Raw genomic sequence first — 26,185 nt, 5'->3', positions numbered from 1 at the left:
ACCGGGATCATGCGGCCAGGCATCCTCTTCGTCGTCGTCGGCCCCAGTGGCGCTGGCAAGGACACGCTCATGGACGGCGCCAGGGCGGCGTTGTCCGACAGCGGCCGTTTCGGCTTCGCCCGGCGCCTGATCACCCGCCCGGCCGATGCCGGCGGCGAGGATCACGAGGCGATCGACGAGGCGGGCTTCGCCGCGCTGTCCGCCGCCGGCGGGCTTCTGGTCTCATGGAATGCCCATGGCCTGCATTACGGCCTGCGCGCGTCCCTGCGCGACGACCTCACGCAGGGCAGGCACGTCATCGCCAATGGCTCGCGCGGCGTGCTGGAGGTATTGGCTGCCGCGGTGACGCGCCTGATCATCATCAACATCACTGCCTCGCCCGAGACGCTCGCCCGCCGGCTCGCCGCCCGTGGGCGCGAGACCGCCGCCGACATCGCGGCACGTCTCGCCCGCGCCGCGCCGCAATGGCCTGAAGGCATCGAGACCATCACCGTCTCGAACGACGGCACCGTCGAGGAGGGCGTCGAGCATGTCCTGGCCGCGATCGATGCCGCGACCCGCCGCCTCGTGCTGAAGCCGATCCCGATCGACGCCTGGCGCGACACCATCGCCTATCTGCCCCGCGACAGCCTGCTCGGCGTCGAGGATTTCGACGGGCCGGGCCGGGTCGATGTCGCCGGCCAGCCCGATGCGCAGGGAAATCGCCGCAGCATCCGCGCCCGCATCAACGTTGTCGAGCCCGGCTGGCTGCTCGAACCCGACGAGATCGGCCTGTCGCGCGAGGCCTTCGCCCAGCTGGCGCTGCCCGCGGGCAGCGAAATCACGCTGACCCGCACCCCGCCACAGCACAGCCGCGACGCGCTGCGCGCCAAGATCCAGGGTGCCGAACTCGATGCCGCGCAATACGCGATGTTGCTGCGCGACATCGTCGAGGGGCGCTATCCCGAAGGTGAGATCTCGGCCTTCCTCGTCGCCGCGACGCGCTCGCTCAGCGATGCCGAGGTCGGCGCGCTCAGCCTTGTCCGCGCCGGCTTCTCCACGCCGATGCGCTGGGACGAGCCGATCGTCGTCGACAAGCATTCGATGGGCGGCATACCCGGCAGCCGCATCACGCTGATCGTGGCGCCGATCGTCGCAGCCCATGGGCTGGCGATGCCCAAAACCTCGTCGCGGGCGATCACCTCGGCGGCCGGAACGGCCGATGCGATGGAGGTGCTGGCCAAGGTCGATCTCACCCAAGACGAGGTTCGCCGCACCGTGGCGCAGGCCCGCGCCTGCATCGCCTGGAACGGCCGCCTCAACCATTCCGCCGTCGACGACGTGATGAACGCGATCACGCGCCCGCTCGGGATCGATTCCAATCGCTGGTCCGTTGCCTCGATCATCTCCAAGAAGCTGACGGCCGGCTCGACCCATGTCGTCGTCGACCTGCCCTATGGGCGGCGGGCGAAGCTACGCGACCAGGCGGAAGCCGTGGAACTCGGGGCGCTGTTCGAGACGGTCGGCCGTGCCGTCGGCTTGCATGTCGAGGCCATCCCGACCTGTGGCGCTGGCCCGATCGGGCGCGGCATCGGCCCGGCGCTGGAGGTTCGCGACGTGCTCTGGGTGCTGGAGGGCCATACCGAGGCTCCCACCGACCTGCGCGACAAGGCGCTCGCCTTCGCCGGGCGCATCCTGTCCTGGGACCCGGCGATCGCGACGCTGGAACATGGCCGCGCGCGGGCGACCGAGCTGCTCGCATCGGGGGCGGCTCGCCAGGCTCTCGACGCGATCGTCGCGGCGCAGGGACGGCGCGATGTCGTGCCGAGGCCGGCCGCGCTGACCCACACGGTGCGGGCGGCACGAGCGGGCCGGATCGGTGAGATCGATGGCTGGTGCATGTCCGGCATTGCACGCCGCGCCGGCGCGCCCTTCGACAAGAGCGCCGGCATCGATCTGCTGCGCCGGGTCGGCGACGATGTCGCGGTTGGCGAGGGCCTTTTCACCATCCACGCCTCGGCCGGACCGGATCTGGAGGCGGCCGTCGCGATGGCGGCGCAGGATGACGGTTTCGTGCTGGCCGGCTGACACGTTTCCTCGGAGCCACCACTGTCATCCCGGGCATGACCCGGGATCCATGTCAGAGCGCTTCCGATGGAGGTTCAGGCATGGATTCCGGATCTCCGCTTCGCTACGTCCGGAATGACGATGCGCTTCGAGGGGCAATGACCAGACTGGAATGCAGAAGCCTCACGGCTTCGGCATCTTCAGCGGATCGATCGAGATCGCCCGTTTCAGCGTCCGAAGCCCGAAGGTCGTGCGGGTCTGGCGGATGCCGGGGATGCGATAGAGCGTCTCGCGCAGGAAGCGCTCGTAATGGTCGGTTCCGCTGACCACGACCTTGACGAAATAGTCGTATTCGCCGGTGACCAGATAGGCCTCGACCACCTCTGGAATCCGGGTCAGTGCCTCGCCGAAATGGTCGAGGATCTTGTCGTCATGCTTGTCGAGCGTGATCTCGACGAAGACGACATTGGTGAAGCCGAGCACCTTCTGGTCGAGCACGGCGACGTATTTCTCGATCGTCCCATTCTCCTCCAGCCGCTTCACCCGCGTCCAGCATGGCGAGGGCGACAGGCCCACCTTCTCCGCCAGCGCGTTCGTGGTCAGCCGGCCATCCTCCTGCAAGGCGGAGAGAATCCGCAGATCGGTCTGGTCGGGCTCGTCCTGTCGCTTGTTGCGCGGTATCACGGGAAATCATCCTGCATAATCGAACATAGGCAGATATTATTTCTGCGGACTGTTCCTGGTGCAACCATTTTCGAGAGAATTCTTTTCGCGGACCGCGCTAGCTTGGGATCAAGAGGGTGAAGGTCCGTGCGCCGTTTTGCCGGCATGGAAACGAGGCCCCGGGACGACGTTACGGCTTGCCGTCCGGACCGGACGGCGGAATGCTGGGGAGCAAGGCGATGCCTGTGGAACGACTGGAGCGCGGCCCATGACCTCCAACACGATGATCTCCAACAGCGTGACCGCTGACACTCCGCTTCGTTTCCATGTGCCGGAACCGGCGAGCAGGCCGGGCGGCCAGCCCGATTTCTCGAATGTCGTAATCCCCGAGGCAGGCTCGGTCCGCAGACCGCCGGTCGATGTCGCGCCCGAAGAGATCCGCGACCTCGCCTATTCGATCATCCGGGTGCTCGATGGTGAAGGAAAGGCGGTCGGCCCCTGGGTGCCCGATCTCGGCAACGACGATCTGATCGCAGGCCTGCGCAACATGATGACGCTGCGCGCCTTCGATGCGCGCATGCAGATGGCGCAGCGCCAGGGCAAGACCTCGTTCTACATGCAGCACACCGGCGAGGAGGCGGTCAGCTCCGCCTTCCGCATCGCGCTGTCGCCGGGCGACATGAACTTCCCGACCTATCGCCAGGCGGGCCTGCTCATCGCCGGCGGCTATCCGCTGGTCGACATGATGTGCCAGATCTATTCCAACGAGCGCGACCCGCTGAAGGGCCGCCAGCTTCCCGTGATGTACTCCTCCAAGGAGAACGGCTTCTTCACGATCTCCGGCAATCTGACGACGCAATTCGTCCAGGCGGTTGGCTGGGCCATGGCCTCGGCGATCAAGGGCGACAGCCGCATCGCCGCCGCCTGGGTCGGCGACGGCGCCACCGCTGAGCCCGATTTCCACGCGGCGCTGGTTTTCGCCTCGACCTACAAGGCGCCCGTCGTGTTGAACGTCGTCAACAACCAGTGGGCGATCTCGACCTTCCAGGGCATCGCGCGCGGCAATTCCGGCACATTCGCGGCGCGGGGCTTAGGCTTCGGCATCCCGGCGCTCCGTGTCGACGGCAATGACTACCTTGCTGTGTATGCCGTGGCGCAATGGGCGATCGAGCGGGCGCGGCGCAATCTGGGGCCCACGCTGGTCGAATACGTCACCTACCGCGCTGGCGCCCATTCCACCTCCGACGATCCGTCGGCCTATCGCCCCAAGGCGGAATCGGATGGCTGGCCGCTCGGCGATCCGCTGCTGCGTCTCAAGGACCATCTGATCGCGGTCGGTGCCTGGTCGCAGGAGCGCCATACCCAGGCCGAGGCGGAAATCCTCGCCACCGTGATCGCCGCGCAGAAGGAGGCCGAGAGCTTCGGCACGCTGCATTCCGGGGGCAAGCCCTCGGCGCGCGACATCTTCGAGGGCGTCTACGCCGAGATGCCGCCGCATCTGCGCCGCCAGCGCCAGCAGATCGGAGTCTGACGCGATGGCCCGCATGACGATGATCGAGGCGATCCGCTCCGCCATGGACGTGTCGATGGGCCGCGACGACAATGTCGTGGTCTATGGCGAGGATGTCGGCTTCTTCGGCGGCGTGTTCCGCTGCACCCATGGCCTGCAGCAGAAATACGGCGTCAACCGCTGCTTCGATGCGCCGATCAGCGAGCTCGGCATCGTCGGCACGGCGGTCGGCATGGCGGCCTATGGTCTGCGCCCCTGCATCGAGATCCAGTTCGCCGATTACATGTATCCGGCCTACGACCAGATCGTCTCGGAAGCGGCCCGGCTGCGCTACCGCTCGAACGGCGATTTCACCTGCCCGATCGTGATCCGCATGCCGACCGGCGGCGGCATCTTCGGTGGCCAGACCCACAGCCAGAGCCCGGAAGCCCTGTTCACCCATGTCTCGGGCTTGAAGACGGTGGTGCCGTCGAACCCCTATGACGCCAAGGGGCTGCTGATCGCGGCGATCGAGGATCCCGACCCGGTCATCTTCCTCGAGCCCAAGCGGCTCTATAACGGCCCCTTCGACGGCCATCACGACCGCCCGGTCACGCCCTGGTCGAAGCATGAGCTCGGCGAGGTCCCCGAGGCGCATTACGCGCTGCCGCTCGGCAAGGCCGCGATCCGCCGCGAGGGTTCCGCCTGCACGATCGTCACTTATGGCACCATGGTCCATGTCGCGCAGGCGGTGGCGCAGGAGACCGGCATCGACGTCGAGGTCATCGATCTCAGGACCTTGGTGCCGCTCGACCTGGAGAGCATCGTCGCCTCGGTATCCAAGACCGGGCGCTGCATGGTGCTGCACGAGGCGACGCTGACCTCCGGCTTCGGCGCCGAGCTCGCAGCCCTGGTGCAGGAGCATTGCTTCTACCATCTGGAGGCGCCCGTCGCCCGCGTCGCCGGCTGGGACACGCCCTACCCGCATGCGCAGGAATGGGCCTATTTCCCCGGCCCCGACCGTGTCGGCCGGGCGCTCACCGAGCTGATGGAGAGTCGCTGATGGCTGAGCGCATCATCAAGCTGCCCGATGTCGGCGAAGGCATCGCCGAGGCCGAACTGGTCGAGTGGCACGTCAAGGTCGGCGACATCGTCCGTGAGGACGACCTCCTCGCCGCCGTGATGACCGACAAGGCCACCGTCGAGATTCCCGCACCCACCGACGGCGAGGTGCTCTGGATCGGCGCCGAGATCGGCGACACGGTCGCGATCGGCTCCGCCATCGTGCGCCTGAAGATCGCGGGCGACGCGCGCACCGCACCGGAGCCGGCCGCGGAACCGGAACCCGAGGTTTCCATCGCATCCGAGCCCGCCCCGGAGACGCCGGCACCGCAATCTGCTCCTGCGAAGCCGAAGGCACCCGAGCCTGCCGCGCCCGTGGCGATGCCGACATCGGTGCCCAAGCGAACCGCTCCGCCGCAGGCTGCCGCTGTCGCCGCGCCGAGGCGCGCAGCCGGCGAAAAGCCGGTTGCCTCGCCCGCCGTGCGCCTGAAGGCGCGCGAGGCCGGCATCGACCTGCGGCAGATCGCCGGCACAGGACCCGCCGGCCGCATCCTGCACGAGGATATCGACGCCTTCCTGCTGCGCGGCCCCGAGGCCGAGCGCAAGCCCGGCCTGTCCGAGAAATCAGGCGTCACCGACGTCAAGATCGTCGGCCTGCGCCGGCGCATCGCCGAAAAGATGGCGCTGTCGAAATCGCGCATCCCGCACATTACCATCGTCGAGGAGGTCAACGTCTCCCCGCTGGAGGATCTGCGCGCGACGCTCAACAAGAAGCCGACGCCGGAACGGCCCAAGCTGACGCTGCTGCCCTTCCTGATGCGCGCTATGGTCAAGGCGCTGGCCGAGCAGCCCAATCTGAACGCGCTCTTCGACGATGAGGCCGGCATCGTTCACCAGCATGCCAGCATCCATCTCGGCATCGCCACGCAGACGCCGGGCGGGCTGATGGTCCCGGTCGTGAAGCATGCCGAGGCCCGCGACATCTTCGGCTGCGCGCTCGAACTGAACCGCATCGCCGAGCGCGCCCGCGACGGCACCGCGACCCGCGACGAGCTCACCGGCTCGACGATCACCATCACCTCGCTGGGCGCCATGGGCGGCATCGCGACGACGCCCGTAATCAATCACCCCGAGGTCGCCATTGTCGGCGTCAACAAGATGATGGTCCGGCCAGTCTGGGACGGCACGACCTTCGTCCCGCGCAAGATGATGAACCTGTCGTCGAGCTTCGACCACCGCGTCGTCGATGGCTGGGATGCTGCGGTCTTCGTGCAGCGCCTCAAGGAACTGCTGGAAAACCCGGCTCTGCTGTTTGTGGACCTTTGATGCCTTGGCGATTGTCCGATGAAATTCACGGGGTCATCCCGGACGCAGCGAAGCGGAGATCCGGGATCCATGCCTGAACCGTTCCGGAATGGGTCCCGGATCTCCCTTCGGTCGCCCGGGACGACCGCGTGTTTCCAATGGAAAGCCTTCCCGGTTCCGGGTGGAGTTCAGTCATGACCGAGATCATCTGCAAGCTGCTCGTCATCGGCGCCGGCCCTGGCGGTTATGTCTGCGCCATCCGCGCCGGGCAGCTCGGCATCGACACCGTCATCGTCGAAAGCGGCAAGCTCGGCGGCACCTGCCTGAATGTCGGCTGCATCCCCTCCAAGGCGATGATCCATGTCGCCGAGGAATTCGAGAAGGCGGTCCACGCCGCAGCCGGCAAGACGCCCTTCGGCCTGACGGCCGGCGCGCCCGCCCTCGATTTCGGCAAGGCTGTCGCCTGGAAGGACGGCATCGTCGCGCGCCTCAACAACGGCGTCGCCGGCCTGCTTCGCAAGGCCAAGGTCAAGATCGTCCATGGCCGCGCCCGCTTCCGCGACGGCAAGACCGTCGTGGTCGAGACCGAGACAGGCCCCAAGGTGATCCGCACTGAGCGGATCGTCATCGCGACCGGCTCGGTCCCGGTCGAATTGCCGTTCCTGCCCTTCGGCGGCGCGGTCATCTCCTCGACGGAAGCGTTGTCTCTTTCGGAGGTGCCGAGGCGCCTCGCCGTCGTCGGCGGCGGCTATATCGGGCTGGAACTCGGCATCGCCTTCGCCAGGCTCGGCAGCCAGGTCACGGTCGTGGAGGCGCAAGGGCGCATCCTGCCGCTCTACGACGCCGAACTGACCGCGCCGGTTGCAAAGCAGCTCACCGCGCTCGGCGTCGAGGTCCTGCTCGGCGCCAAGGCGCGCGGCGCCACGCCCAAGGGCGACGCCCTGCTGGTCGAGACGGCGGACGGCCAGGAGCGCCGCATCGCCGCCGACAAAATCCTCGTCACGGTCGGAAGGGCGCCCGCCACGGCTGGCCTCGGCCTGGAGGAGCTGGTGCTCGACATGGATGGCCGCTTCATCCGCATCAATGAACGCTGCGAAACCACGATGCGCGGCATCCATGCCATCGGCGACGTCACCGGCGAGCCGATGCTGGCCCACCGCGCCATGGCCCAGGGCGAGATGGTCGCGGAGATCGCAGCCGGGCTGCCCCGCGCCTGGGACAAGCGTTGCATCCCGGCGATCTGCTTCACCCATCCCGAAATCGTCTCGGCGGGACTATCCCCCGAAGACGCCAAGCGCGCCGGGCTCGACGTCAAGATCGGCCAGTTCCCCTTCGCCGCCAATGGCCGGGCGATGACCCGCGACGGCGAGCAGGGCTTCGTCCGCATCGTCGCCCATTCCGAAACGCAGCTCGTGCTGGGCATCCAGGCAGTTGGCTCCGGTGTTTCCGAGCTTTCGACCGCGTTTGGCCTCGCCATCGAGATGGGCGCGACGCTGGAAGACGTCGCGGGCACGATCCACGCCCATCCGACGTTGGGCGAAGGCTTCCAGGAGGCAGCCCTCAAGGCGCTCGGCCACGCCATTCATATCTGAGCGGATTGCCGCAGGCCGTCCGCAGTGATGCATACAATATTGACATTGTATTCATCCGCTCCCATGTGAAGGCGGCGCCGGCCATGCGGCGCGCTTTCGGGAGACCGTCATGTCCGGCGAGCAATGGCCGCCACTCTCACCGCTGCAGACCGGGCTGCGCGGACGCTGCCCGCGCTGCGGCAAGGGGCATCTGTTCCAGAGCTTCCTGAAACTGCGCCCGTCCTGCGAGGTCTGCGGCCTCGACTATTCCTTCGCCGATCCCGCCGATGGTCCGGCCTTCTTCGTGATGATGTTCGTCTGCGTGCCGGCGGCCGCGTTCCCGCTCTGGCTCGAGCTGACCTATAATCCGCCGACCTGGGTCCATCTCGTCACGACGCTGCCGCTGATCCTGCTGACCTGCATTCCGCCCTTGCAGCCGCTCAAGGGCTGGCTCGTCGCGGCGCAGTTCTTCCACAAGGCCGAGGAGGGGCGTCTCGCCCGGCCGAAGGAGCGTGACGAGCCGGAAGGCTGATCGGACACTCAAACGACGGCGTGGTCAGCCACGCGCTCATCGCCGATGATGGCGGCGAGCGTCGTCAAGGCCTCGCCAAGCCGCGCCCGGTCGGGCACGCCCCCCAGCGAAATCCGCACCGCGTCCGGCGCCCGGCCCTCGACGCTGAACGCATCCGACGGCGTGACGCCGAGCCCCGCGCGGCGCGCGGCCTCGATCAGGCGGTGACGGTCCCAATGCGCCGGCAATGGCTGCCAGATATGCAGGCCATTGGGATGGCTGCGGCCCGAAGATGGCAGGATCGCACGCGCCAGAGCCTGCCGCGCCGCCGCCTCGCGGCGCACGCCGTCGAGCAGGTCGCCGGCCGCGCCGACCCTGATCCAGTGCGTCGCCAACGCCGTCATCAGCGGCGCCGGCATCAGCGTGATCGCGCGCAGCGCCTGGACCAGCGCGTCGGGACTCGTGCCCTTGGGCATGACGATGAAGGCTGTGCGCAGGCCGGGCGTCAGCGTCTTCGACAGCGTCGCGACATGATGCGTCAGTTCCGGCGCCAGCGCGGCGATGGCCGGCGGCGCATCCGTGGCGAGCAGGCTGTAGGGGTCGTCTTCGACGATGCTCAATCCATGCGCCCGCGCGACCGCGACGATCTGCCGGCGGCGCTCCAACGGCATAGTGATGGTGGTCGGGTTCTGGATCGTCGGGGTCAGGCAGAGCAGCCGCGCGACGTGCTCGCGAATGGCGGCTTCGAGCGCGTCGGGGCGCAAGCCCTCGTCGTCGCCCACGACCGGGACCGGCCGCAGACCTCGCTGCCGGGCGGCGGCGAGCAGCCCAGGATAGGTCAACGGTTCACACAGCACGGCCTCGCCCGGCCGCGCCAACACGTTCAGCAGCGCGACCAGCGCCGGCTGCGCGCCTGGCGCCACGATCAGACGCTGCGGCTCGATGCGTCCCAGCACGGGTTCGAGCCAGGCGCAGCCGGCCGCCCGGTCGGACAGCGAGCCGGGGCCGACATGATAAGTCATCAGCCGGTCGGCGCTGGCGCGTGCCAGGACCTCGGCGATACCGCGCTGCATCAGTTCGGCCAGCCGCACGCCCTTGGGCGCGGGCGGGATGTTCATGCTGAGATCGACCGGAGGCCCGGAGGCGTCCGGCTGTGCCGCGATGAAGGAGCCGCGCCCGGTCACGGCGTCGAGCAGGTTGCGCTGGCGCGCCTCGGCATAGGCGCGGGTCACGGTCGTCAGGTCGATATCGAGCAGGTCTGCGAGCCGGCGCTGCGGCGGCAGCCGGTCTCCCGGCCGCAGCGTGCCGACGGCGACGGCCTGCGTGATCCGGTCGGCGATCTGGAGATAGCGCGGCCCCCCCGCCGGATCGAGCCGGCCGATCCATGCGATGCTGTCGTCTTGCGCCATTCCACGGAACCCCGGCACATCCATACGCACCGCTATATTGTCCGGATCGTGCAAGCGGGCAAGCTCGTGACCGACGGATGCTATGTCTCGTCCGTGTCCATGCCAAACTCTGCAGCGCCATAGTCGCGTGCCACGCCGTCACGGGTGACGAAACCCCTCCGGATGTCGTCCTCGATCTGCTCGCGCCGCCGGGCCGCTGGCGGCCCGAAACCTGCTCCTCCGGCCTCCTGCAGCGTGAGCCGGTCGCCGGGAGCCAGTTCGTGGCGCCCTTGCGCCGCGATCGCCTGCCCATTGACCAGATGTTCGCGCCGCGCGCCCGGCAGCCCGCCGGCGATGCCGAGCGCCGGAAACTGCGTCCGGTTCGCCATCGAGAACAGCGTCATGGGATGGCCGCTGTCGTTGCGCATCACGACGTCCTGCCCCGGCCCGCCGCGGAACTGCCCGGCGCCGCCGGAATCGGGCCGCAGCGCCTTGCGCTCCACCAGCAATCCGCTCAACGGCTCGAAGATCTCGGTCGGCGTGCTGCCCATGTTGGACGAGCCCGGAGTGGTCGGCCGGCCGTCGAGCCCGCTCATGGCGCCGAAGCCGCCGGCCGCGAAATAGCCGGTCGTCGCCGCAGTGCCGTCGGGGAGCCGGCCCTGAAACGTCATCATGTTGATCAACCCGCTGCCGGCCGTGACGCGCTCGGGCACGATCTCGGCCAGCGCGCCGAACAGCAGCGGCATAATGAAATGGCCGATTGTGTGCCGTCCGGCCGATGGGGCGGGCGGCACGGCGTTCAGGATGCAATCGATGGGCGCGCAAACCGTGATGGGTGCGGTCGCGCCGTCATTATTGGGCAGCTTCGGCGTCGCGACGCATTTCAGCGTGTAGAGCGCCATCGACTTCGTATAGGAGAACGGCACGTTGATGCCGGCCCGCACGCAAGGCCCCGTCTCCGCGAAATCGATCGAAACTGCGTCGCCGCGCTTCTCGATGCGGCAGCAGAGCCGGCGCACCTCGTCCAGCGCCTCGACGTCCAGGCTATTCTCGTAGATCCCGTCCGGGATCGCTGTCAGCGCGGCGCGCACGGCCGCTTCCGTCTGGGAGAGGATCGCGTCGGCGATCGGCCCCAGGCTGTCGAGGCCGGCCTCGTCCATGAAATCGATGAGCTGGCGGCCGACGATCTCGATGCAGCTGACATTGGCCATGATGTCGCCCAGCACCTGGTCGGGCACGCGCACATTCAGCGCGATCAGGTCGATCAGGTTCTCGTCGCGCCGGCCGGCGTCGAACAGCTTCCAGATCGGCAGCCGCAAGCCCTCATGGTAGATTTCCGTCGCCGCCGCCGAAAAGCCCATGCCGCCGATATCCGGCAGATGGGTGATGCTCATCGCATAGGCGACGATTGCATCGCCCCGGAAGATCGGCCGCATCACCGCGATGTCGAACATATGCCCGGTGCCGATGACGGGATCGTTCGAGACGACGACGTCGCCGGGCCGCAGCGTCTGTGGCGGGTGCTTTGCCAGCATCGCCGCCATGGTCACCGGCGCGGTGCCGATGAAGACAGGGATGCATTTCGTGCTCTGCGCGATCATCCGACCCTGCGCATCGAACAGCATCACGGAGAGGTCGAGCCCCTCGCGCACGAGCGTCGAGAACGAGGTGCGGATCAGCGCGGCGGCGCCCTCGTCGACGATCGAGATCAGCCGGTCCCAGCCGATCGCGATATCGACCGGATCGAGCGCGCGAGTCATGATGCGGCTCCGATTTCGGCGACGAGGTTATGGCGTTCGTCCACCACCGCGACGTCGCCGGCGTCGAGCAGGCAGGTCGATTCCGGCTCCTCGATCAATGCCGGCCCGGTAATGGTCATGCCCGGCGCGAGGTTCAGGCGCTCATGCACGGGGCAGGTGACATAGCCGCCAAGGCTCGGGAACCAGGCCGCCCGTTCGCCCTTGAGCGATGTCCCGCGTGAACCGGCTGTGTCCGGCGAGGTCATGAACCGCTCGGGTGCGGGGCCGCTCGCCTCGACCTTCCAGCCGACGATCTCGACCAGGCCGGGCAGGTTGGCATGGAAGATTTCGCGATAGCGCGCGGCGAAAAGGTCCGGCAGCAGGCGCAGCAGCTCCGAGGCTGAGGCATCGGCTGGAAGCGGCACCTCGATATCATGGCCCTGGCCGAGATAGCGCATGTCGACGCGCCGCTCCCGGATGATCTGCGATGGCAGCACGCCGCAGACCAGCAGCGGCGCCGCGGCCTCGGCTTCGAGCTCGCCCAGAACGGTCGCGATCTCGTCCTCGGCCAGATCGTCGAGCCGGCGCGGGAAGGCCCGCATCGTCTCGAAGGAGGGCGCGCCCGAGAGCATGCCGAAGGCCGACATCACGCCCGCGCCGGCCGGGAAGATCACGCGGGGTACTCTGAGCTTGCGGGCGATGCGCGCGGCATGGATCGGCCCGCCGCCGCCGAAGGCGACCATGCTGCAATTGCGGTAGTCGAAGCCGCGCTCGGTCGCATGCATCCGGAAGGCCCGCGCGATGTCCTCATTGGCAATGTCGTGGATGCCCCAGGCGGCGCGCTCCAGCGACAGCCCGAGCGTCGCTCCGACCCCGTCTTCGATCGCCTGCTTCGCGGCCCCGACGTCGAGCGCCATCCGCCCGCCGAGGAAGGAGCCGCCGTCGAGATAGCCGAGCACGAGATTGGCGTCGGTTAGCGTCGGCTGGGTCCCACCCCGGCCGTAGCAGGCCGGTCCCGGATCGGCCCCGGCGCTGCGCGGGCCGACACGCATGCGACCGAGGGCATCGAGCGAGACGATGCTGCCGCCGCCCGCCCCGATCTCGGTCATGTCGATCACCGGGATCTGCAGCAAAAGCCCGCTGCCGCTGCGATAGTCATAGGCATGCGCTGCTTCGAAGGTGTAGCTCCGCAAGGGCTTGCCCTGCCGCACCAGCGCGCCCTTGGCGGTGGTGCCGCCGAGATCGAAGGACAGGATGCTGTCGCGGCCGCCCTCGACGCCGAACCGCGCCGACATCAGCACACCGGCGGCAGGCCCGGATTCGAGCAGGCGAACCGGGTAGCGCCGCGCCGTCTGCGGCGTCATCAGCCCGCCGCTGGAGCCGATGACCCAGAGGCGCCCGGCAAAGCCCATCGCGCCAAGCCCGTCTTCGAGTCGCGACAGATAGCTGTCCACCAGCGGTTGCGCATGGGCGTTGGCGCAAGTCGTGGTCCAGCGCTCGAACTCGCGGCGGTAGGGAAAGACATCGGCCGAATGCGAGATGGGAAGCTGCGGATAGAGCGCCTGCGCGATCTCGCGGCTGCGCACCTCATGGGCGTCGCTGGCATAGGCGTGCAGATAGCAGATCGCCAGCGCCTCGATGCCCTCCTGCTCGACCAGCCGCGTCACGGCTGCGCGCACGGCGTCCTCGTCGAGCGGCGTCAGCACCACGCCGTCATGGCGCAGACGCTCGGGCACCTCGGCGCGATGCGCCCGCTCGACCAGCGGCTCGGCGAAGAGCAGCCGCATGTCGAACAGGTCGTAGCGCCGCTCCTTGCCGATATCGAAGAGGTCTCGGAACCCCTCCGTGACCAGCATGCCGGTGCGCGCCCCGCGCCGCTCGATCAGCGCGTTCGTCACCAGCGTCGTGCCATGCACGATCTCGCTCAGCTCCGCGAGCGCGATGCCGGTCTCAGTCAGGATGCGCCGCGTGCCCTCCAGCACGGCAAAGGAGGGGTCGTTGGGCGTGGTGAGCTGCTTGTGGACGCCGACACGGCGGCCGGCGCCATCGACCAGGGCGAAATCCGTGAAGGTGCCGCCGATATCGACGCCGAGGCGAAGGGCGCCGGTCCCAGGCGCGGCGAGAGGCAAGGCTGGCGATCCGCTCATGTCCCGGTGCGCAAATCCGTCATCAACTCGTCTGCGACCTGCATGTCGACAATCCCCGCCAAGCTCGGCGCGTTGCGCCGACGCCGTCGAGCCTGCGCAGCCGATCTTCGACAGTCAATCCCGCCGACGCTGCCGCATTGGGCGATCGGCCGCGATTCTGCCTGGAGGCTGGGCAGGCATGGCGCGATCGGCCATGGGACGGTGGTCCAGGACGCCCGGGGGTGCCAGGCTCAGGCGACCTGCCGGCTCGACCCTTCGACGAGGACGTAAGGTTCTCCGCCCGCGAGCATCTCGACGCGGGCATGGACGCCATAGACCTCGTCGAGCAGGGCGGGCGTCACGATGATGCGCGGATCGCCCAGCGCCACCAGGCGCGCATGGGCCAGCACCATCACCCGGTCGGCGAAACGCAGCGCCTGGTTGAGGTCGTGGATCGAGACCAGGATCAGCATGCCGCGCTCATGCGCCAGGCGGCGGACGAGTGAGAGCACCTCGAACTGGCGGTGCAGGTCGAGCGCGCTCGTCGGCTCGTCGAGCAGCAGGATGTCGGGCTCGCGCGCCAGCGTCTGGGCGATCGAGACGAGCTGGCGCTGTCCACCCGAGAGCTCGCCGAGTCCGCGGAAGGCCAGATCGCTGATCTCGAGCTCGTGCAGGACACGGTCGATACGCTGGAGTTCACCGTCGCTGACCGACCAGGAGCCGCCCTGCTTGAGCGCCAGCAGGATCGATTCATAGACGGTGAGCACGGCGTTCACGGCGGTGTCCTGCGGCAGGTAGCAGGTGGTGGGCACGCCACGGCCGGCAATGCGGCTCTGACCGGAGACGGTCACCGCGCCTTCGCCGCCGGCGAGACCGGCAATGCGGCGAAACAGGCTCGATTTGCCCGCCGCGTTCGCGCCGATGACGGCCACGACCTCGCCGCCGCGCAGATCTTCCGCATCGACGTCGCTCAGCACCCGGCGCTTGCCATAGGACACGCCGACACCGCTCAGCGCGAGGCTCACCATGCGCGTTTCCGGCTGGCCATGATCAGGCTGAAGAAGAACGGCACGCCGATCAGCGCCGTGACGATGCTGATCGGGAAGATCAGGCCGGGGATCAGCGATTTCGAGACGACCGAGGAGGCCGAGAGGATCGCAGCGCCCGCCAGCGCGGAGGCCGGCACGAAGAAGCGCTGGTCCTCGCCGATGACCATGCGCGCGATATGGGGACCGACGAGCCCGATGAAGCCGATCGTGCCGACGAAGGAGACCGGCACGGCCGCGAGCAGGCTGACCAGCAGCATGATCTCGAGCCGCAGGCGGCGGACATTGATGCCGAAGCTCGCCGCCTTGTCGTCGCCGAGCCGCAGCGTCGTCAGGGCCCAGGCCCGGCGCAGGAAGAAGGGCAGGGTGAACACCAGCACGGCGGTGGTGATCGCGAGCTTCTGCCAACTCGCCTTGGTGAGCGAGCCCATCGTCCAGAACACGACCGCCCCCAGCGCCTGTTCCGAGGCGAAGAACTGCAGCAGCGCCAGCAGCGCGTTGAAGGTGAAGACCAGCGCGATCCCGAGCAGGATCACCGTTTCGGTGGTGACGCCGCGCGACTGGCTGAGCACATGGATCAGTAAGGCAGCACCCATCGCCATGACGAAGGCATTGATCGGGACGATATAGTCGGCCGCGACCGGCAGCAGCCCAACGCCGAACACCAGCGCGAGAGCCGCCCCGAAGCTCGCCGCCGCCGAAATGCCGAGCGTGAACGGGCTGGCGAGCGGGTTGTTCAGGATCGTTTGCATCTGCGCGCCGGCGATCGCCAGCGAGGCCCCCGTGACGACCGCCATCAATGCGACGGGCAGGCGGATGTCCCAGATCACGACGCGCAGCGCAGCCGGCGCCTCCGACGGGTTCAGCAGCGTCGTCAGCACCTGGCCTGCATCGTAGCGCGCCGGCCCCAGCATCAGATCGACGACGAGGCTCGTCAGCAGCAGGCCGAACATCCCGAGCAGGATCAGCCGCCGCCGGAGCGTCAGCGCGCGATAGGTCAAGCGACCTTGCGGGACATCGCGGCCCTGCGAGGTATCGCGGGTGACGGCAGCACTCATCGCTGGCTCGCTTCTGCTGGCGGGTTCACTTGCGCTCGAGGCTCACCCAGTAGCCGGGCTCGTAGGGCAGGGGCAGGAAGCGCTCATGCAGCGTCTTCAGCGTGGCGTCGGCATCGAGATCCTTGAACAGCTCCGGGTGCAGCCACTTCGCGATCTCCTGGATCGCCACGAACTGATAGGGGCTGTTGTAGAACTGGTGCCAGATCGCGTGGACGCGCCCATCCTTGACGGCCTTGGTCTGGCTGTAGGCCGGGCGCTTGGCGAGGCCAGCGAGCTTGCGGCGTGCCTCGACCATGTCGGTGCCGGGCCCGAGCCCGACCCAGGCGCCGCCGGGCACATAGGCGCCCCAGTTGCCGCCGGTGATGATCACGACATCCGGGTTGGCGGCGACGACCGCTTCCGGATTGACCGTTCCGAAGGTGCCGGGGATCAGGTCCGAGGCGAAGTTCTTGCCGCCGGCGATCTCGACCATCTTGCCGAAATTCTCGGATCCGAAGGACATGCAGCAATCATCGGAATAGCCGCCGGCGCGCTCCATCATGACGAGGGGGCGCTTCAGGTTCGCGACCTTGGCGAGTCGGTCGGTGACGCGGGCGATCTCGGCGGCGCGGAAGGCGATGAAATCCTCGGCGAGCGTCTCCTGGCCGAAGAGCTTGCCGATCACCCGCATCGAGGGCTCGGTGTTCTGGAAGGGCTTCTCGCGGAAATCGACATAGACGACGGGGATGCCGACCGCCGCGAGCTTGTCGACCAGGCTCGCCTCGTCGCTGGCGACCTTCGCCTCGACGTTGAGGAAGAGCACGTCGGGCTTCAGCGCGATCGCCTGCTCGATGTCGAAGGCGCCTTCCTTGGCCCCGCCGAAGCTCGGCAGCTTGGCGATCTGCGGGTAGCGCGCCAGATACTGCTTGTAGCTGTCGGGGTCAGCCTTGGAGAGGTCGTCGCGCCAGCCGACGACGCGCTTGAACGGATCGTCCTTGTCGAGCGCGGCGACGAAATACATCTGCCGCCCCTCACCGAGGATCACGCGCTGGACCGGGGCCTCGACCTCGACCTTGCGGCCGAGCACGTCGATGACGGAGACCTTGTCGGCGAGAGCGGGGGGCGCGGCGGCGACGAGTGAAGCCGCAAGCATGGCCGAGCCGAGAAGAGCGCGCAGGAACAGCATGAGAAGACCTCCAGACGAAGTCGCTGGCTCGTAGGTCCGCGCCTTGAGGGGGTCAAGATTTATCTTCTGGAATTATTATAAACAGAAACAGCGAAATCATCATCTTGAGAAATATTGTCGTCGTATCGGGCACGGATACTCGACGGTGATCAGATCTGTGTCTTGCCTTCGATGCGGCTTCATGGTTCTCGATACCGCGCCGCATAAACCGAAGGGCCGCCGGGCCATGACCACACTGCATCACAACCTCAGCCTCAAGGACGAAATCCGCGACTACTGGTCGATGCGGTCGGAGACGTTCGACAGCCAGCCCGGCCATGAGATTTTCTCGGGCGAAGAGCGGCAGGCCTGGCTGTCGCTGTTCTCGCGCCATCTCGGGCCTGCCTCGGCCGGGGGAGGCAGGGCGCTCGATCTCGCCAGCGGAACCGGCGTGATCTCGTTGCTGTTGGCCGAACTCGGCTATGGCGTCACCGGCCTCGACCTGTCGGAGGCAATGCTGGCGCGCGCCCGCGCCAAGACGGCGGGCAAGCCGATCAAGCTCTATGCCGGCGATGCCGAGGACACGCTCGAGGCGGCCGACAGCTACGACGTCGTGGCGACGCGCCATCTCGTCTGGACGCTGCCCGATCCGCCGGCCGCGTTCCGGGAATGGTTCCGGGTGCTGAAGCCCGGCGGTCGCGTCGGCATCGTCGATGCCGACATGACCAATCCGCGTCCGGGCAATGGCCGGGCGCTGCGCGTCCTGGCGAAGCTTGCCAGGCGCCTCTCGACGCCGAAGCCTCCGGCCGCCCATGCCGCGACGCATGAGGAGATCGTCTCCCGCGTCTATTTCTCGCAAGGCTGCCGGCCGGAGGAAATCGCCCGGCTGCTCGCCGAGGCAGGCTTCGTCGATGTCGCGATCGATCGGGACCTTGGCGCCATTCACCGCGCGCAAGGCCGCTTCATGCCGCTCTATCAGCGGCTCGAGCGGGCGAGCCAGGACCGCTTCATGGTCTCGGCCCGCAAGCCCGGATGACCTGGCAGGCGCCCCTGCCGCTCAGATCGATTTGGTGACGCCGCCATCGACGCGGATGTTCTGGCCGGTGATGTAGCCGGCGTCGGCCGAAAGCAGGAAGGCGATCGTGCCGGCGATCTCGTCGCTGGTGCCGTAACGCTGCATCGGCACGCGCTGGCGTCGCTCGTCGGTGGCGGGCAGGCTGTCGATCCAGCCGGGCTGGACATTGTTCATCCGGATGTTGTCGGGCGCGTATTTGTCGACGAAGATCTTGGTGAAGGCCGCCAGCCCCGCCCGCGCCATCGCCGAGGTCGGAAACATCGCATCGGGCTCGAAGGCCCAGGCCGTCGAGATGTTGACGATGGCGCCGGATTTCTGCGCCTGCATGATCGGCGTCACCAGCCGGATCGCCCGGACCGCGCTCAGGAAATAGACCTCCAGGCCGCGATGCCAGTCCTCGTCGGGAATCTCGAGGATGGGCGCCCGCGGGCCGTGCCCGGCGCTGTTGACCAGCGCATCGACGCGACCCCAGCGTTCGACCGTCAGGTCGACCAGGCGCTTGACGTCGTCCTGCGACAAATTCGAGCCGGTGACGCCGAGCCCGCCGAGTTCCTTGGCCAGCGCCTCGCCCTTGCCCGACGAGGACAGGATCGCGACCTCGTAGCCGTCCTTCGCCAGGCGCCGCGCCGTCGCCGCGCCCATGCCGCTGCCGCCCGCCGTGACGATCGCCACTTTCTTGGTCATGTCGTGTTTCCTCGGATCGCTGGATTCGCAACCGTTCTAGAACCTCGCGGAGCGAAGCGGAACCGGCGCCACGGCCCTACCGGGTCGGCTCGTCGTCGGGATGGCCGAGTTCGCAGAACCAGCCGCCGAGATATCTGACCGCCGGCGCCTTGGGGTCGGGAACCGGCGTGCGCGCTTCGATTCCCGCGCGGAACGGCTCGGTGCTGTCCTGTGGGACGAAGCCGAGATGGCCGGCGCCGCTGGTGTCGACCGGCTTGACGGGGTTGTCCGACATCCCGAACGCGATGCTGTGCCCGACGCGCGGCGCCGTCAGCGCTGCCGTGACCAGGCGGACGCAATCGTCGAAGGAGAGATAGGACCAGAGCATGCGCCGGTCCGCCGGCTCCGGAAAGGACGAGAAGATGCGCAGACAGGCGGTCTCGATGCCGAACTTGTCCCAGTAGAGCCGGCTCAGGCTCTCGACGAAAGTCTTCGAGACGCCATAAAGCCCGTCCGGCCTGACCGGCGCATCGACGCCGATATGCGCCTCGAGCGCGTGAAAACCGATCGCATGGACCGACGAGGCGTAGACCACGCGGCGCACGCCATGTTTCCGCGCGCCCTCATAGACATGGTAGGAGCCGCGGATGCTGGAATCGAGGATGGTTTGCCAGCCGGTCTCCATCGCCGCACCGCCGAAATGCACGATCGCATCGCAGCCCTTCGTGGCCGCGATCGTCGCATCCATGTCGGCGAGGTCGAAGATCGCCGCTTCCTCGTTGGCAGCGAGATCGCCCAGCGGCTCGCGATCCGCCAGGCGGATCGTCCGGGCGAGCGGGGCGAGGCCCTGCCGCAACCGGGAGCCGAGCCGCCCGGCCGCGCCGGTGAGCAGGATGCGATCATAGCGAGGTGTCGCGGGCAAGAGGCCTTCTCCAGGGCTGATGGGGCCGCGAAGTCATGCACTCCGCCTCCGCTGTTGCAAGCACCGGAATCGGCATGGGGCCTGCGCGTGACGGTGCTGCGCACCGGCCAGACGGGACCGGCGGCCGATCCTCAGGCGAGGAAGAAGTCGACGGCCTGCGCCACCACGGCCGGCTGATGCGCGTGTGGCCCGTCATATTCGATATAGGTCACGTCGTAGCCCGCCGCCTTGAGCTTGGCGGAATGGAAGCGGCCGCTGCGGTCGATGGGGATCTGCTCATCCCGGGTTCCGTGGGAGATGAAAACGCGCGGCGCGCCGCTTTGCAGATGCACCGACATGAAGCCGGCCGACGAGGCCACCACATGGGTCACGAACTGCCCGTTGGTGAGGCCCAGCGACAGCGCATAGCTGCCGCCGTCGGAATGGCCGGCGAAGACGAGTCGGGCGGGGTCCAGCCGGAAGCGCGAGGCGACCTCGGCGAGCGCGGCATCGAGCCGCTCGCGGTCGGGCCCGTTGCCGCCGATGACGATGTCCCAGGTCGGGAAAACCGACTGCGGCACGAGCAGCAGAAAGCCGCGCGCCTGCGCATGCTGCTGCAGCATCGGCAGGATCTTCGCCGCGCTGCCGCCCCCGCCATGGAACAGCACGACCAGCGCGGTGGGGCTGCGCGGATCGATGCCAGGAGGCACGTAGAGCGCCGGATTGCGGGATTCGAACAGGCGAAGCGCGTTCAGGCCGGCCGGCAGCGGCACCTTGTCCGGCAGCCTGTGGACGAAATCGAGCCGCCCCATCAGATGCGGGTGGCTCATGAGATCGGGGAGGGTCATGCCGCCGCCTCTCGCCTCGGGCAGGGACGTCCATGCCGCCTGAATCGCCGGCGGCCATCCACCGCGCGGGGCAGCGGGAATTGACAATCCGGTCGTGGAGAAACGGCGCGCCTCTCGGCGCGCCGTTCCTGGTGTCAGATCAGGGCCTTGCGCCTCAGACGGCGCGGGCCTGATGCAGCTCCTCGATCTGCTGCGCGGTGTAGCCGAGGTCCTGGAGCACCTCGTCGGTGTGCTCGCCCAGCAGCGGGGACGCCTTGATGTCCACGTTCATGTCCGAGAACTTGATCGGGCTGCCGACGGTGAGATAGCTGCCGAGCTGCGGGTGCTGCACCTCGACGACCGTGCCGCTGGCGCGCAGCGACGGATCGACGGAGATTTCCTTCATGGAGAGCACCGGCGAGCACGGAATGTCGAACTTCCTGAGGATGTCGACGGCCTCGAACTTGGTCTTGTCGGCGAGCCATGCCTCGATCGTGCCGAAGATGTCCATGATCTTGTCCTGGCGCGCCCGGGCCGTGTTGTAGGCCGGATCCTCGATCCACTCTTCCTTGCCGATGGCCTTGCAGATCGGCGCCCAGGCATGGCCCTGGATGGTGAAGTAGATATAGGCGTTCGGATCGGTCTCCCAGCCCTTGCACTTCAGCACCCAACCCGGCTGACCGCCGCCGCCGGCATTGCCGCCGCGCGGCACGACGTCCGTGAACGTGCCGTGCGGATATTGCGGATACTCTTCGAGGAAGCCCAGCGCATCGAGGCGCTGCTGGTCGCGCAGCTTGACGCGGCAGAGGTTCAAAACCGCGTCCTGCATCGAGACCGCGACCTTCTGGCCCTTGCCGGTCTTGTTGCGCTGATGCAGCGCCGTCAGGATGCCGATGGCCAGATGCATGCCGGTGTTGGAATCGCCGAGCGCGGCCGCGCTGACCGTCGGCGGGCCGTCCCAGAAGCCGGTGGTCGAGGCGGCGCCACCGGCGCATTGCGCGACGTTCTCATAGACCTTCAGGTCTTCGTAATGGTGGCCGTCGCTGAACCCCTTGACCGAGGCGACGATCATGCCGGGGTTGAGCTCGTTGATCCGCTTCCAGGAGAAGCCCATGCGGTCGAGCGCGCCGGGGCCGAAATTCTCGACCAGAACGTCGCTTTCCTTGATCAGCTTTTCCAGGACTTCCTTGCCCTGCGCGGTCTTGGTGTCGAGCGTCAGCGAGCGCTTGTTGCTGTTCAGCATGGTGAAATAGAGCGCGTCGGCGCCATCGACATGGCGAAGCTGCGACCGCGTCACGTCACCCGCGCCCGGACGTTCGACCTTGATGACGTCGGCGCCGAACCACGCCAGCAACTGCGTGCAGGCCGGACCCGCCTGGACGTGCGTGAAGTCGATGATCTTGATACCTTCGAGCGGCTGGCTCATAGCGTTTCTTTCCTCCGGACTGCTTCAGGTTAAATCACTGAATATTTTGGTGTTTGACGTTGGTCTTCCCTAGCTTGGGACAGAAGCACCCAGGTCCTTTGGCTTGGCCTGGGCGGCCTCTGCTTCAAGTTCTGCCAGGCGACGGCGCATCTGGCGGTCTTCCGTCCAGCGCTGGGTGTCGTCGCGAATGACGGCGGTGATGCCGGTGACGGTGTTGGCGGCGTCGACCATCAGCCCGACGGTGAAGGCGATCGACAGCGGCCGGCCATCCTTGTGCAGGGCCGGCACCCGCAAGACATCGGCGCCGTAGCGCGTCTGCCCCGTACGCATCGTCTTCTCGTAGCCGGCCCAATGGCGCTCGCGCTGGCGCTCCGGCGTGATCAGATCGAGCGACTGGCCCAGTGCCTCGGCCTCGCTGAACCCGAAGATCCGCTGCGCCGCCTGGTTCCAGACGGTGATGATCCCCTGCGCATCCGACACGACGATTCCGTCGCCTGCGCGGGCCACCAACTGAGCGAAATCAACCGACTGTGACAAGGCGGTTCCCACGGCTTCACTTTAGTCCTCGACACGACGTCATCGCAGCGACCGGCAACTCCGGCAGGCCGAAGCCCGGCGCAATTTCTCTGGTATTTGGCATTCCTAATTATTGGTATGCCAGCGTCGAAGGAGCGTCAAGGGGACTGATGGTGCGGCCTCTCCGCTCTCTGCTGAGGTCCTCCAGTCACTCGCGGTCTTGGCCGATTCCATACGCGATCCGCTTGACGGCATGTTCTACTGGCATAATGTATACCACATATAAAAGATCCTGCGATGTGGGACGTCAGGGAGAGAAGCCGATGAAAATCCACGAGTTTCAGGCTAAAACGCTGCTCGCGCCCTATGGCCTTCCCGTGCCCGATGGCGGCATTGCGATCTCGCCCCGCGAGGCCGGCGAGATCGCCGGGCGCCTCAATGGGCGCGGCGTCATCGTCAAGGCCCAGATCCATGCCGGTGGACGCAAGCACGCTGGCGGCATCCGGTCTGTCGACGGCCCCGAGGCGGCGGAAGCCGCGGCGGGCGCGCTGCTCGGCAGCATGCTGGCGACGGCGCAGACCGGACCGGAGGGCCTGAAGGTCAGGAGCGTCCTGGTCGAGACCGCGATCACGGTGGTCCGCGAACTCCATCTCGCCCTGTTGATCGAGTCCTCGTCAGGCGAGGTCATTCTGATCGGCAGCGCCAAGGGGGGCGCCGATATCGAGGAGCAGGCGGCGAGCGGCACTGTCCGGGTCAACCAGTTGCGGCTCGGCACCGGACGCGAGCCGCGTCTCGACGCGGTGGCGCAGTTCGTCGCCGATCTCGCCCTCGAGGGCTCGCTGCACGACCAAGGCTGCGCGCTCATCGACGGCATCAGGCGGGCTTTCGTCGAGCTCGATGCGAGCCTGATCGAGATCAATCCCCTGGCAGTCACGGAAACCGGCACGCTGATGGCGCTCGACGTCAAGATGGTGCTCGACGACAACGCCCTGTTCCGGCACGCCGACCTGGCGGCGCTGCGCGACGAGGACGAAACCGATCTCGTCGATCTGCAGGCCCAGCGCCACCAGCTCAACTATGTCCAGCTCGACGGGGACATCGGCATGGTCGCCAACGGCGCCGGGCTTGGTCTTGCGACGCTCGACATGGTCGTGGCAGCCAAGGGGCGCCCGGCCAATTTCATGGATATCCGGACCACGGCCAGGAGCCTCGACATCGCCCATGGCTTCCGCCTGCTGCTCGACAATCCCGCGACCCGCGCCATCCTGATCAACGTCCATGGCGGCGGCATGCAGCCCTGCGACGCGATCGCGGAGGGCTTGGGCATCGCCATGCGGCGCACCGGCCGTTCGCTGCCGCTGGTGGTGCGATTTGCCGGCAACAACGCCGATTTCGCCCGCTCGCGGCTGCGGAATTTCGGCTGCGCGGTGATCGACTGCCCGGATATGTGGACCGCCGCCGCGAAAGCGGTCGCGCTGGCCGGGAAGGGAGCCTGACCATGTCGGTTTTTCTGGATCGCCAGACCCGCGTCATCTGCCAGGGCATGACCGGCTGGGCCGGCACCCACCATGTCGCGCGGATGATGGAATACGGCACCCATGTCGTCGGCGGCGTGACGCCCGGCAAGGGCGGCCGCTCGCATCTGAACCTGCCGGTCTATGACCGGGTCGCCGATGCCAGGCGCGAGACCGGCGCCAATGCCAGCATCGTCTTCGTGCCGCCGCCCAATGCCGCTGCCGCCATGATCGAGGCGATCGAGGCCGAGATGCCGCTGGTCGTCGCCGTGACCGAGCGCGTGCCGACGCTCGACATGGTGCGGGTGCGCGATGCGCTGAAGGGCGGCCGCACCATCCTGGTCGGCGCCAATTCGCAAGGCATCCTGGTTCCCGGCGTCGGCAAGCTCGGCGTGATGGCGACCGGCAGCGAACGTCCGGGCGGCATCGGCATCATCTCGCGCTCGGCGTCGCTGACCAGCGAGGTCGTCGCGCAGATCAGTGCGGCGAAGCTCGGCCAGTCGACCACGGTCGGCGTCGGCGGCGATGCGATCCACGGCATCCGCATGCGCGAATGCCTGGAACTGTTCCTTGAGGATGCCGATACGGAAGGCGTGGTGCTGATCGGCGAGATCGGCGGCACCGAGGAGGAGGAGGTCGCCGAGTTCATCTCCGGCATCAGGACATCCAAGCCCATCGTCGCGCTGATCGTCGGCCGCGAGGCCCCGCCCGAGCGACGCATGGGCCATGCCGGCGCGCTCACTTTGGCAGGAAAAGGCGATGCCGCCGGCAAGATCAGGGCGCTGGAGGCTGCCGGCGTGCGGATCGCCCCCAGCGCCCATCTGGTCGGCGAAACCATCCGGCAGGCGCTTGCGGAGCGAGGGTGAGTCCCTTCTCCCCTTGCGGGAGAAGGTGGCGCGCAGCGCCGGATGAGGGGACGCACCGCCCTGCGCCGTCATTGCGAGCGCAGCGAAGCAATCCAGGAGACATAGAGCGCGACGAGGCTGGATTGCTTCGCTGCGCTCGCAATGACGGGAATCGTCGCGTGAGCCCTCAGCCCGTCTCGGCCTCACCGAGCCCCGTTTTCCCGCAAGGAGAGAGGGGAGGCGTCTCAATCCCGCCGTGGAAGCTGCCCGCCGATCGACAGGGTGATCTCGTCGGCGGCGCGGCGCACCATCGGGCCGAAGGCGTCGAGCTTGCGCTGGGTCACGCGTACGGCGGGGCCGGAGATCGAGACGCCCGCGATCGCTTCGGCATGCTCGTTGAAGATCGGCGCGGCGACGCAGCGCATGCCGAGCGTGCGCTCCTCGTCGTCGATCGCCCAGCCGCGACGGCGTCCTTCCGCGAGTTCGCGCAGCAGCGCGCCGAGATCGGTGAGGGTCTGGTCGGTGAAGCGCTCGAGCCGCCTCGCGGCGCAGATCTGGCGCACGCGATGCTCGGGACATTCCGCCAGCAGCGCCTTGCCGACGCCCGACGAGTGCATCGCGCCGCGGCTGCCGGCGCGGAAGAAGGCACGCAAGGTGTCGTGGCTCTCGACCTGCGAGATGAACACGACCTCGCCATTGTCCTCGATGCCGAGATTGACGGTCTCGCCGCTGGCTTCCATCAGCGCATGCATCGTCGCCCGCCCCATGCTGGCGACGCGGCGGTTGCGCAGGAAGGCCGAGCCGATCTTGAAGGCCGCGACCCCGACCAGCCAATGGCCGCGATCGGTGTCGTGCTGGACAAAGCCCCGGCTCTCCAGCGTCAGCAGAACGCGATGCACGGTCGAGGCCGAGACACCGGAGCGCCGGCCGAGCTCGGTCAAGGTCAGGCCGTCCTCCTCGGCGAGGATTTCGAGCAAAGCCAGTCCCCGGTCCAGTGCCTGGACCGATCCGCCGATGAGCGCCGCCTTCACCGAGCGCGGCCGCCCGCGCCCCTTCCGCTGCTCGACCAGGCTCATGCGCTGTCCTCTCGCCACCGTTCCGGAACCGAGGAAAACACAGCAGGCGCGCCTTGGCGAATAAAAACTGAAAGGGTTTTTCAGATTGGCGAAGTGGAATTCATGAAATATATGCAAGCAATTGATATAAAAGGATATTGTGTCGATAGCAGGCCGACAGAATAAGTTTCTGAAATAAATTGACCGGTATAGGG

The 26,185-nt window shown here is 67.6% G+C and carries 22 protein-coding genes; 9 read left to right on the top strand and 13 right to left on the bottom strand.

What is annotated here, in order from left to right; translation table 11 throughout:
• Positions 1-9 precede the first annotated feature (9 nt).
• Positions 10-2,067 carry a phosphonate metabolism protein/1,5-bisphosphokinase (PRPP-forming) PhnN gene (gene phnN, locus AE618_RS16630; protein ID WP_054210193.1) on the top strand — a complete coding sequence of 686 codons (2,058 nt, stop codon included), beginning with the start codon at positions 10-12 and terminating at the stop codon, positions 2,065-2,067.
• A 162-nt stretch (positions 2,068-2,229) separates the two neighbouring features.
• Here the strand turns inward: phnN and AE618_RS16625 are convergent, their stop codons facing one another.
• A complete protein-coding gene (locus tag AE618_RS16625) occupies positions 2,230-2,730 on the bottom strand; it encodes an Lrp/AsnC family transcriptional regulator (protein ID WP_054210192.1) in 501 nt (166 codons plus the stop codon).
• A 247-nt stretch (positions 2,731-2,977) separates the two neighbouring features.
• Here AE618_RS16625 and AE618_RS16620 point away from each other — a divergent pair, with 247 nt between their 5' ends.
• The 5 genes from AE618_RS16620 (at position 2,978) to AE618_RS16600 (ending at position 8,668) form a co-directional block, all read left to right on the top strand.
• Positions 2,978-4,240 (top strand): 3-methyl-2-oxobutanoate dehydrogenase (2-methylpropanoyl-transferring) subunit alpha, encoded by a 1,263-nt coding sequence (locus tag AE618_RS16620; RefSeq protein ID WP_248310909.1) that lies wholly within the window; start codon positions 2,978-2,980, stop codon positions 4,238-4,240.
• A 4-nt stretch (positions 4,241-4,244) separates the two neighbouring features.
• Complete coding sequence (locus AE618_RS16615; protein WP_054210191.1) at positions 4,245-5,261, top strand: alpha-ketoacid dehydrogenase subunit beta; 1,017 nt, start codon at positions 4,245-4,247, stop codon at positions 5,259-5,261.
• Complete coding sequence (locus AE618_RS16610; RefSeq protein WP_054210190.1) at positions 5,261-6,586, top strand: dihydrolipoamide acetyltransferase family protein; 1,326 nt, start codon at positions 5,261-5,263, stop codon at positions 6,584-6,586. Before AE618_RS16615 ends, AE618_RS16610 begins: the two co-directional genes overlap by 1 nt.
• 173 nt (positions 6,587-6,759) lie before the next feature.
• Positions 6,760-8,157, top strand: a complete 1,398-nt coding sequence (gene lpdA, locus AE618_RS16605) for a dihydrolipoyl dehydrogenase (RefSeq protein ID WP_054210189.1) — start codon at positions 6,760-6,762, stop codon at positions 8,155-8,157.
• A gap of 109 nt (positions 8,158-8,266) precedes the next feature.
• Positions 8,267-8,668, top strand: coding sequence for a DUF983 domain-containing protein (locus AE618_RS16600; protein ID WP_054210188.1), 402 nt, complete (start codon positions 8,267-8,269; stop codon positions 8,666-8,668).
• Between the two features lie 8 nt (positions 8,669-8,676).
• Here AE618_RS16600 and AE618_RS16595 read toward each other — a convergent pair whose 3' ends face one another.
• The 6 genes from AE618_RS16595 to AE618_RS16570 form a co-directional block, all read right to left on the bottom strand.
• Positions 8,677-10,056: a PLP-dependent aminotransferase family protein gene (locus AE618_RS16595; RefSeq protein WP_054210187.1), complete on the bottom strand. Its 1,380-nt coding sequence runs from the start codon at positions 10,054-10,056 to the stop codon at positions 8,677-8,679.
• A gap of 80 nt (positions 10,057-10,136) precedes the next feature.
• Complete coding sequence (locus AE618_RS16590; protein ID WP_054210186.1) at positions 10,137-11,795, bottom strand: hydantoinase B/oxoprolinase family protein; 1,659 nt, start codon at positions 11,793-11,795, stop codon at positions 10,137-10,139.
• Positions 11,792-13,921: a hydantoinase/oxoprolinase family protein gene (locus tag AE618_RS16585; protein WP_054210185.1), complete on the bottom strand. Its 2,130-nt coding sequence runs from the start codon at positions 13,919-13,921 to the stop codon at positions 11,792-11,794. Before AE618_RS16585 ends, AE618_RS16590 begins: the two co-directional genes overlap by 4 nt.
• A gap of 230 nt (positions 13,922-14,151) precedes the next feature.
• The gene (locus AE618_RS16580) at positions 14,152-14,928 is read right to left on the bottom strand and encodes an ABC transporter ATP-binding protein (RefSeq protein WP_054210184.1); all 777 of its coding nucleotides are present in this window, start codon (positions 14,926-14,928) and stop codon (positions 14,152-14,154) included.
• Positions 14,922-16,004, bottom strand: coding sequence for a FecCD family ABC transporter permease (locus AE618_RS16575; protein ID WP_054210183.1), 1,083 nt, complete (start codon positions 16,002-16,004; stop codon positions 14,922-14,924). The genes AE618_RS16580 and AE618_RS16575 overlap by 7 nt, the downstream gene beginning before the upstream one ends.
• 25 nt (positions 16,005-16,029) lie before the next feature.
• Complete coding sequence (locus AE618_RS16570) at positions 16,030-17,136, bottom strand: ABC transporter substrate-binding protein (RefSeq protein WP_248310933.1); 1,107 nt, start codon at positions 17,134-17,136, stop codon at positions 16,030-16,032.
• Between the two features lie 259 nt (positions 17,137-17,395).
• On the opposite strand from AE618_RS16570, the gene AE618_RS16565 reads away from it, so the two are divergent.
• Positions 17,396-18,184: a class I SAM-dependent methyltransferase gene (locus tag AE618_RS16565; protein ID WP_054210472.1), complete on the top strand. Its 789-nt coding sequence runs from the start codon at positions 17,396-17,398 to the stop codon at positions 18,182-18,184.
• A 21-nt stretch (positions 18,185-18,205) separates the two neighbouring features.
• On the opposite strand, the gene AE618_RS16560 is transcribed toward AE618_RS16565, so the two are convergent.
• From AE618_RS16560 to AE618_RS16540, 5 genes are all read right to left on the bottom strand, one after another.
• On the bottom strand, positions 18,206-18,907 hold the full coding sequence (locus tag AE618_RS16560; protein WP_054210181.1) for an SDR family oxidoreductase: 702 nt from the start codon (positions 18,905-18,907) through the stop codon (positions 18,206-18,208).
• Positions 18,908-18,983: 76 nt separating this feature from the next.
• A complete protein-coding gene (locus tag AE618_RS16555) occupies positions 18,984-19,808 on the bottom strand; it encodes an NAD-dependent epimerase/dehydratase family protein (RefSeq protein WP_054210180.1) in 825 nt (274 codons plus the stop codon).
• Between the two features lie 131 nt (positions 19,809-19,939).
• Entirely contained in the window at positions 19,940-20,617 is a 678-nt protein-coding gene (locus AE618_RS16550; protein WP_054210471.1) for an alpha/beta hydrolase, read from the bottom strand.
• A 172-nt stretch (positions 20,618-20,789) separates the two neighbouring features.
• Entirely contained in the window at positions 20,790-22,040 is a 1,251-nt protein-coding gene (frc, locus tag AE618_RS16545; protein ID WP_054210179.1) for a formyl-CoA transferase, read from the bottom strand.
• 69 nt (positions 22,041-22,109) lie between these two features.
• Positions 22,110-22,577: a PAS domain-containing protein gene (locus tag AE618_RS16540; protein WP_082365337.1), complete on the bottom strand. Its 468-nt coding sequence runs from the start codon at positions 22,575-22,577 to the stop codon at positions 22,110-22,112.
• 302 nt (positions 22,578-22,879) lie between these two features.
• Here AE618_RS16540 and sucC point away from each other — a divergent pair, with 302 nt between their 5' ends.
• Together sucC and sucD are read left to right on the top strand one after the other, a co-directional pair.
• Entirely contained in the window at positions 22,880-24,052 is a 1,173-nt protein-coding gene (sucC, locus tag AE618_RS16535) for an ADP-forming succinate--CoA ligase subunit beta (protein ID WP_054210177.1), read from the top strand.
• A 2-nt stretch (positions 24,053-24,054) separates the two neighbouring features.
• Positions 24,055-24,936, top strand: coding sequence for a succinate--CoA ligase subunit alpha (gene sucD, locus AE618_RS16530; RefSeq protein ID WP_054210176.1), 882 nt, complete (start codon positions 24,055-24,057; stop codon positions 24,934-24,936).
• A 224-nt stretch (positions 24,937-25,160) separates the two neighbouring features.
• Here sucD and bhcR read toward each other — a convergent pair whose 3' ends face one another.
• Complete coding sequence (gene bhcR / locus AE618_RS16525; protein WP_054210175.1) at positions 25,161-25,991, bottom strand: HTH-type transcriptional regulator BhcR; 831 nt, start codon at positions 25,989-25,991, stop codon at positions 25,161-25,163.
• Positions 25,992-26,185: the final 194 nt, after the last annotated feature.

This window comes from Allobosea vaviloviae, assembly GCF_001298265.1.
In the GTDB taxonomy this organism is placed as follows: domain Bacteria; phylum Pseudomonadota; class Alphaproteobacteria; order Rhizobiales; family Beijerinckiaceae; genus Allobosea; species Allobosea vaviloviae_B.
Note: the sequence above shows the minus strand (reverse complement) of the source record. Positions and strands in the feature narration are given on the sequence as shown.

Excerpts from the sequence above, each read along its gene's own strand:
- AE618_RS16620 (WP_248310909.1), top strand. The coding sequence starts at position 2,978 with ATGACCTCCAACACGATGATCTCCAACAGCGTGACCGCTGACACTCCG.
- bhcR (WP_054210175.1), bottom strand. The coding sequence starts at position 25,991 with ATGAGCCTGGTCGAGCAGCGGAAGGGGCGCGGGCGGCCGCGCTCGGTG.
- sucD (WP_054210176.1), top strand. The coding sequence starts at position 24,055 with ATGTCGGTTTTTCTGGATCGCCAGACCCGCGTCATCTGCCAGGGCATG.
- AE618_RS16610 (WP_054210190.1), top strand. The coding sequence starts at position 5,261 with ATGGCTGAGCGCATCATCAAGCTGCCCGATGTCGGCGAAGGCATCGCC.
- AE618_RS16565 (WP_054210472.1), top strand. The coding sequence starts at position 17,396 with ATGACCACACTGCATCACAACCTCAGCCTCAAGGACGAAATCCGCGAC.
- AE618_RS16600 (WP_054210188.1), top strand. The coding sequence starts at position 8,267 with ATGTCCGGCGAGCAATGGCCGCCACTCTCACCGCTGCAGACCGGGCTG.
- lpdA (WP_054210189.1), top strand. The coding sequence starts at position 6,760 with ATGACCGAGATCATCTGCAAGCTGCTCGTCATCGGCGCCGGCCCTGGC.
- AE618_RS16570 (WP_248310933.1), bottom strand. The coding sequence starts at position 17,136 with ATGCTTGCGGCTTCACTCGTCGCCGCCGCGCCCCCCGCTCTCGCCGAC.
- sucC (WP_054210177.1), top strand. The coding sequence starts at position 22,880 with ATGAAAATCCACGAGTTTCAGGCTAAAACGCTGCTCGCGCCCTATGGC.
- AE618_RS16585 (WP_054210185.1), bottom strand. The coding sequence starts at position 13,921 with ATGAGCGGATCGCCAGCCTTGCCTCTCGCCGCGCCTGGGACCGGCGCC.
- AE618_RS16550 (WP_054210471.1), bottom strand. The coding sequence starts at position 20,617 with ATGAGCCACCCGCATCTGATGGGGCGGCTCGATTTCGTCCACAGGCTG.
- AE618_RS16595 (WP_054210187.1), bottom strand. The coding sequence starts at position 10,056 with ATGGCGCAAGACGACAGCATCGCATGGATCGGCCGGCTCGATCCGGCG.
- AE618_RS16580 (WP_054210184.1), bottom strand. The coding sequence starts at position 14,928 with ATGGTGAGCCTCGCGCTGAGCGGTGTCGGCGTGTCCTATGGCAAGCGC.
- AE618_RS16560 (WP_054210181.1), bottom strand. The coding sequence starts at position 18,907 with ATGACCAAGAAAGTGGCGATCGTCACGGCGGGCGGCAGCGGCATGGGC.
- AE618_RS16575 (WP_054210183.1), bottom strand. The coding sequence starts at position 16,004 with ATGAGTGCTGCCGTCACCCGCGATACCTCGCAGGGCCGCGATGTCCCG.
- AE618_RS16590 (WP_054210186.1), bottom strand. The coding sequence starts at position 11,795 with ATGACTCGCGCGCTCGATCCGGTCGATATCGCGATCGGCTGGGACCGG.
- AE618_RS16615 (WP_054210191.1), top strand. The coding sequence starts at position 4,245 with ATGGCCCGCATGACGATGATCGAGGCGATCCGCTCCGCCATGGACGTG.
- frc (WP_054210179.1), bottom strand. The coding sequence starts at position 22,040 with ATGAGCCAGCCGCTCGAAGGTATCAAGATCATCGACTTCACGCACGTC.
- phnN (WP_054210193.1), top strand. The coding sequence starts at position 10 with ATGCGGCCAGGCATCCTCTTCGTCGTCGTCGGCCCCAGTGGCGCTGGC.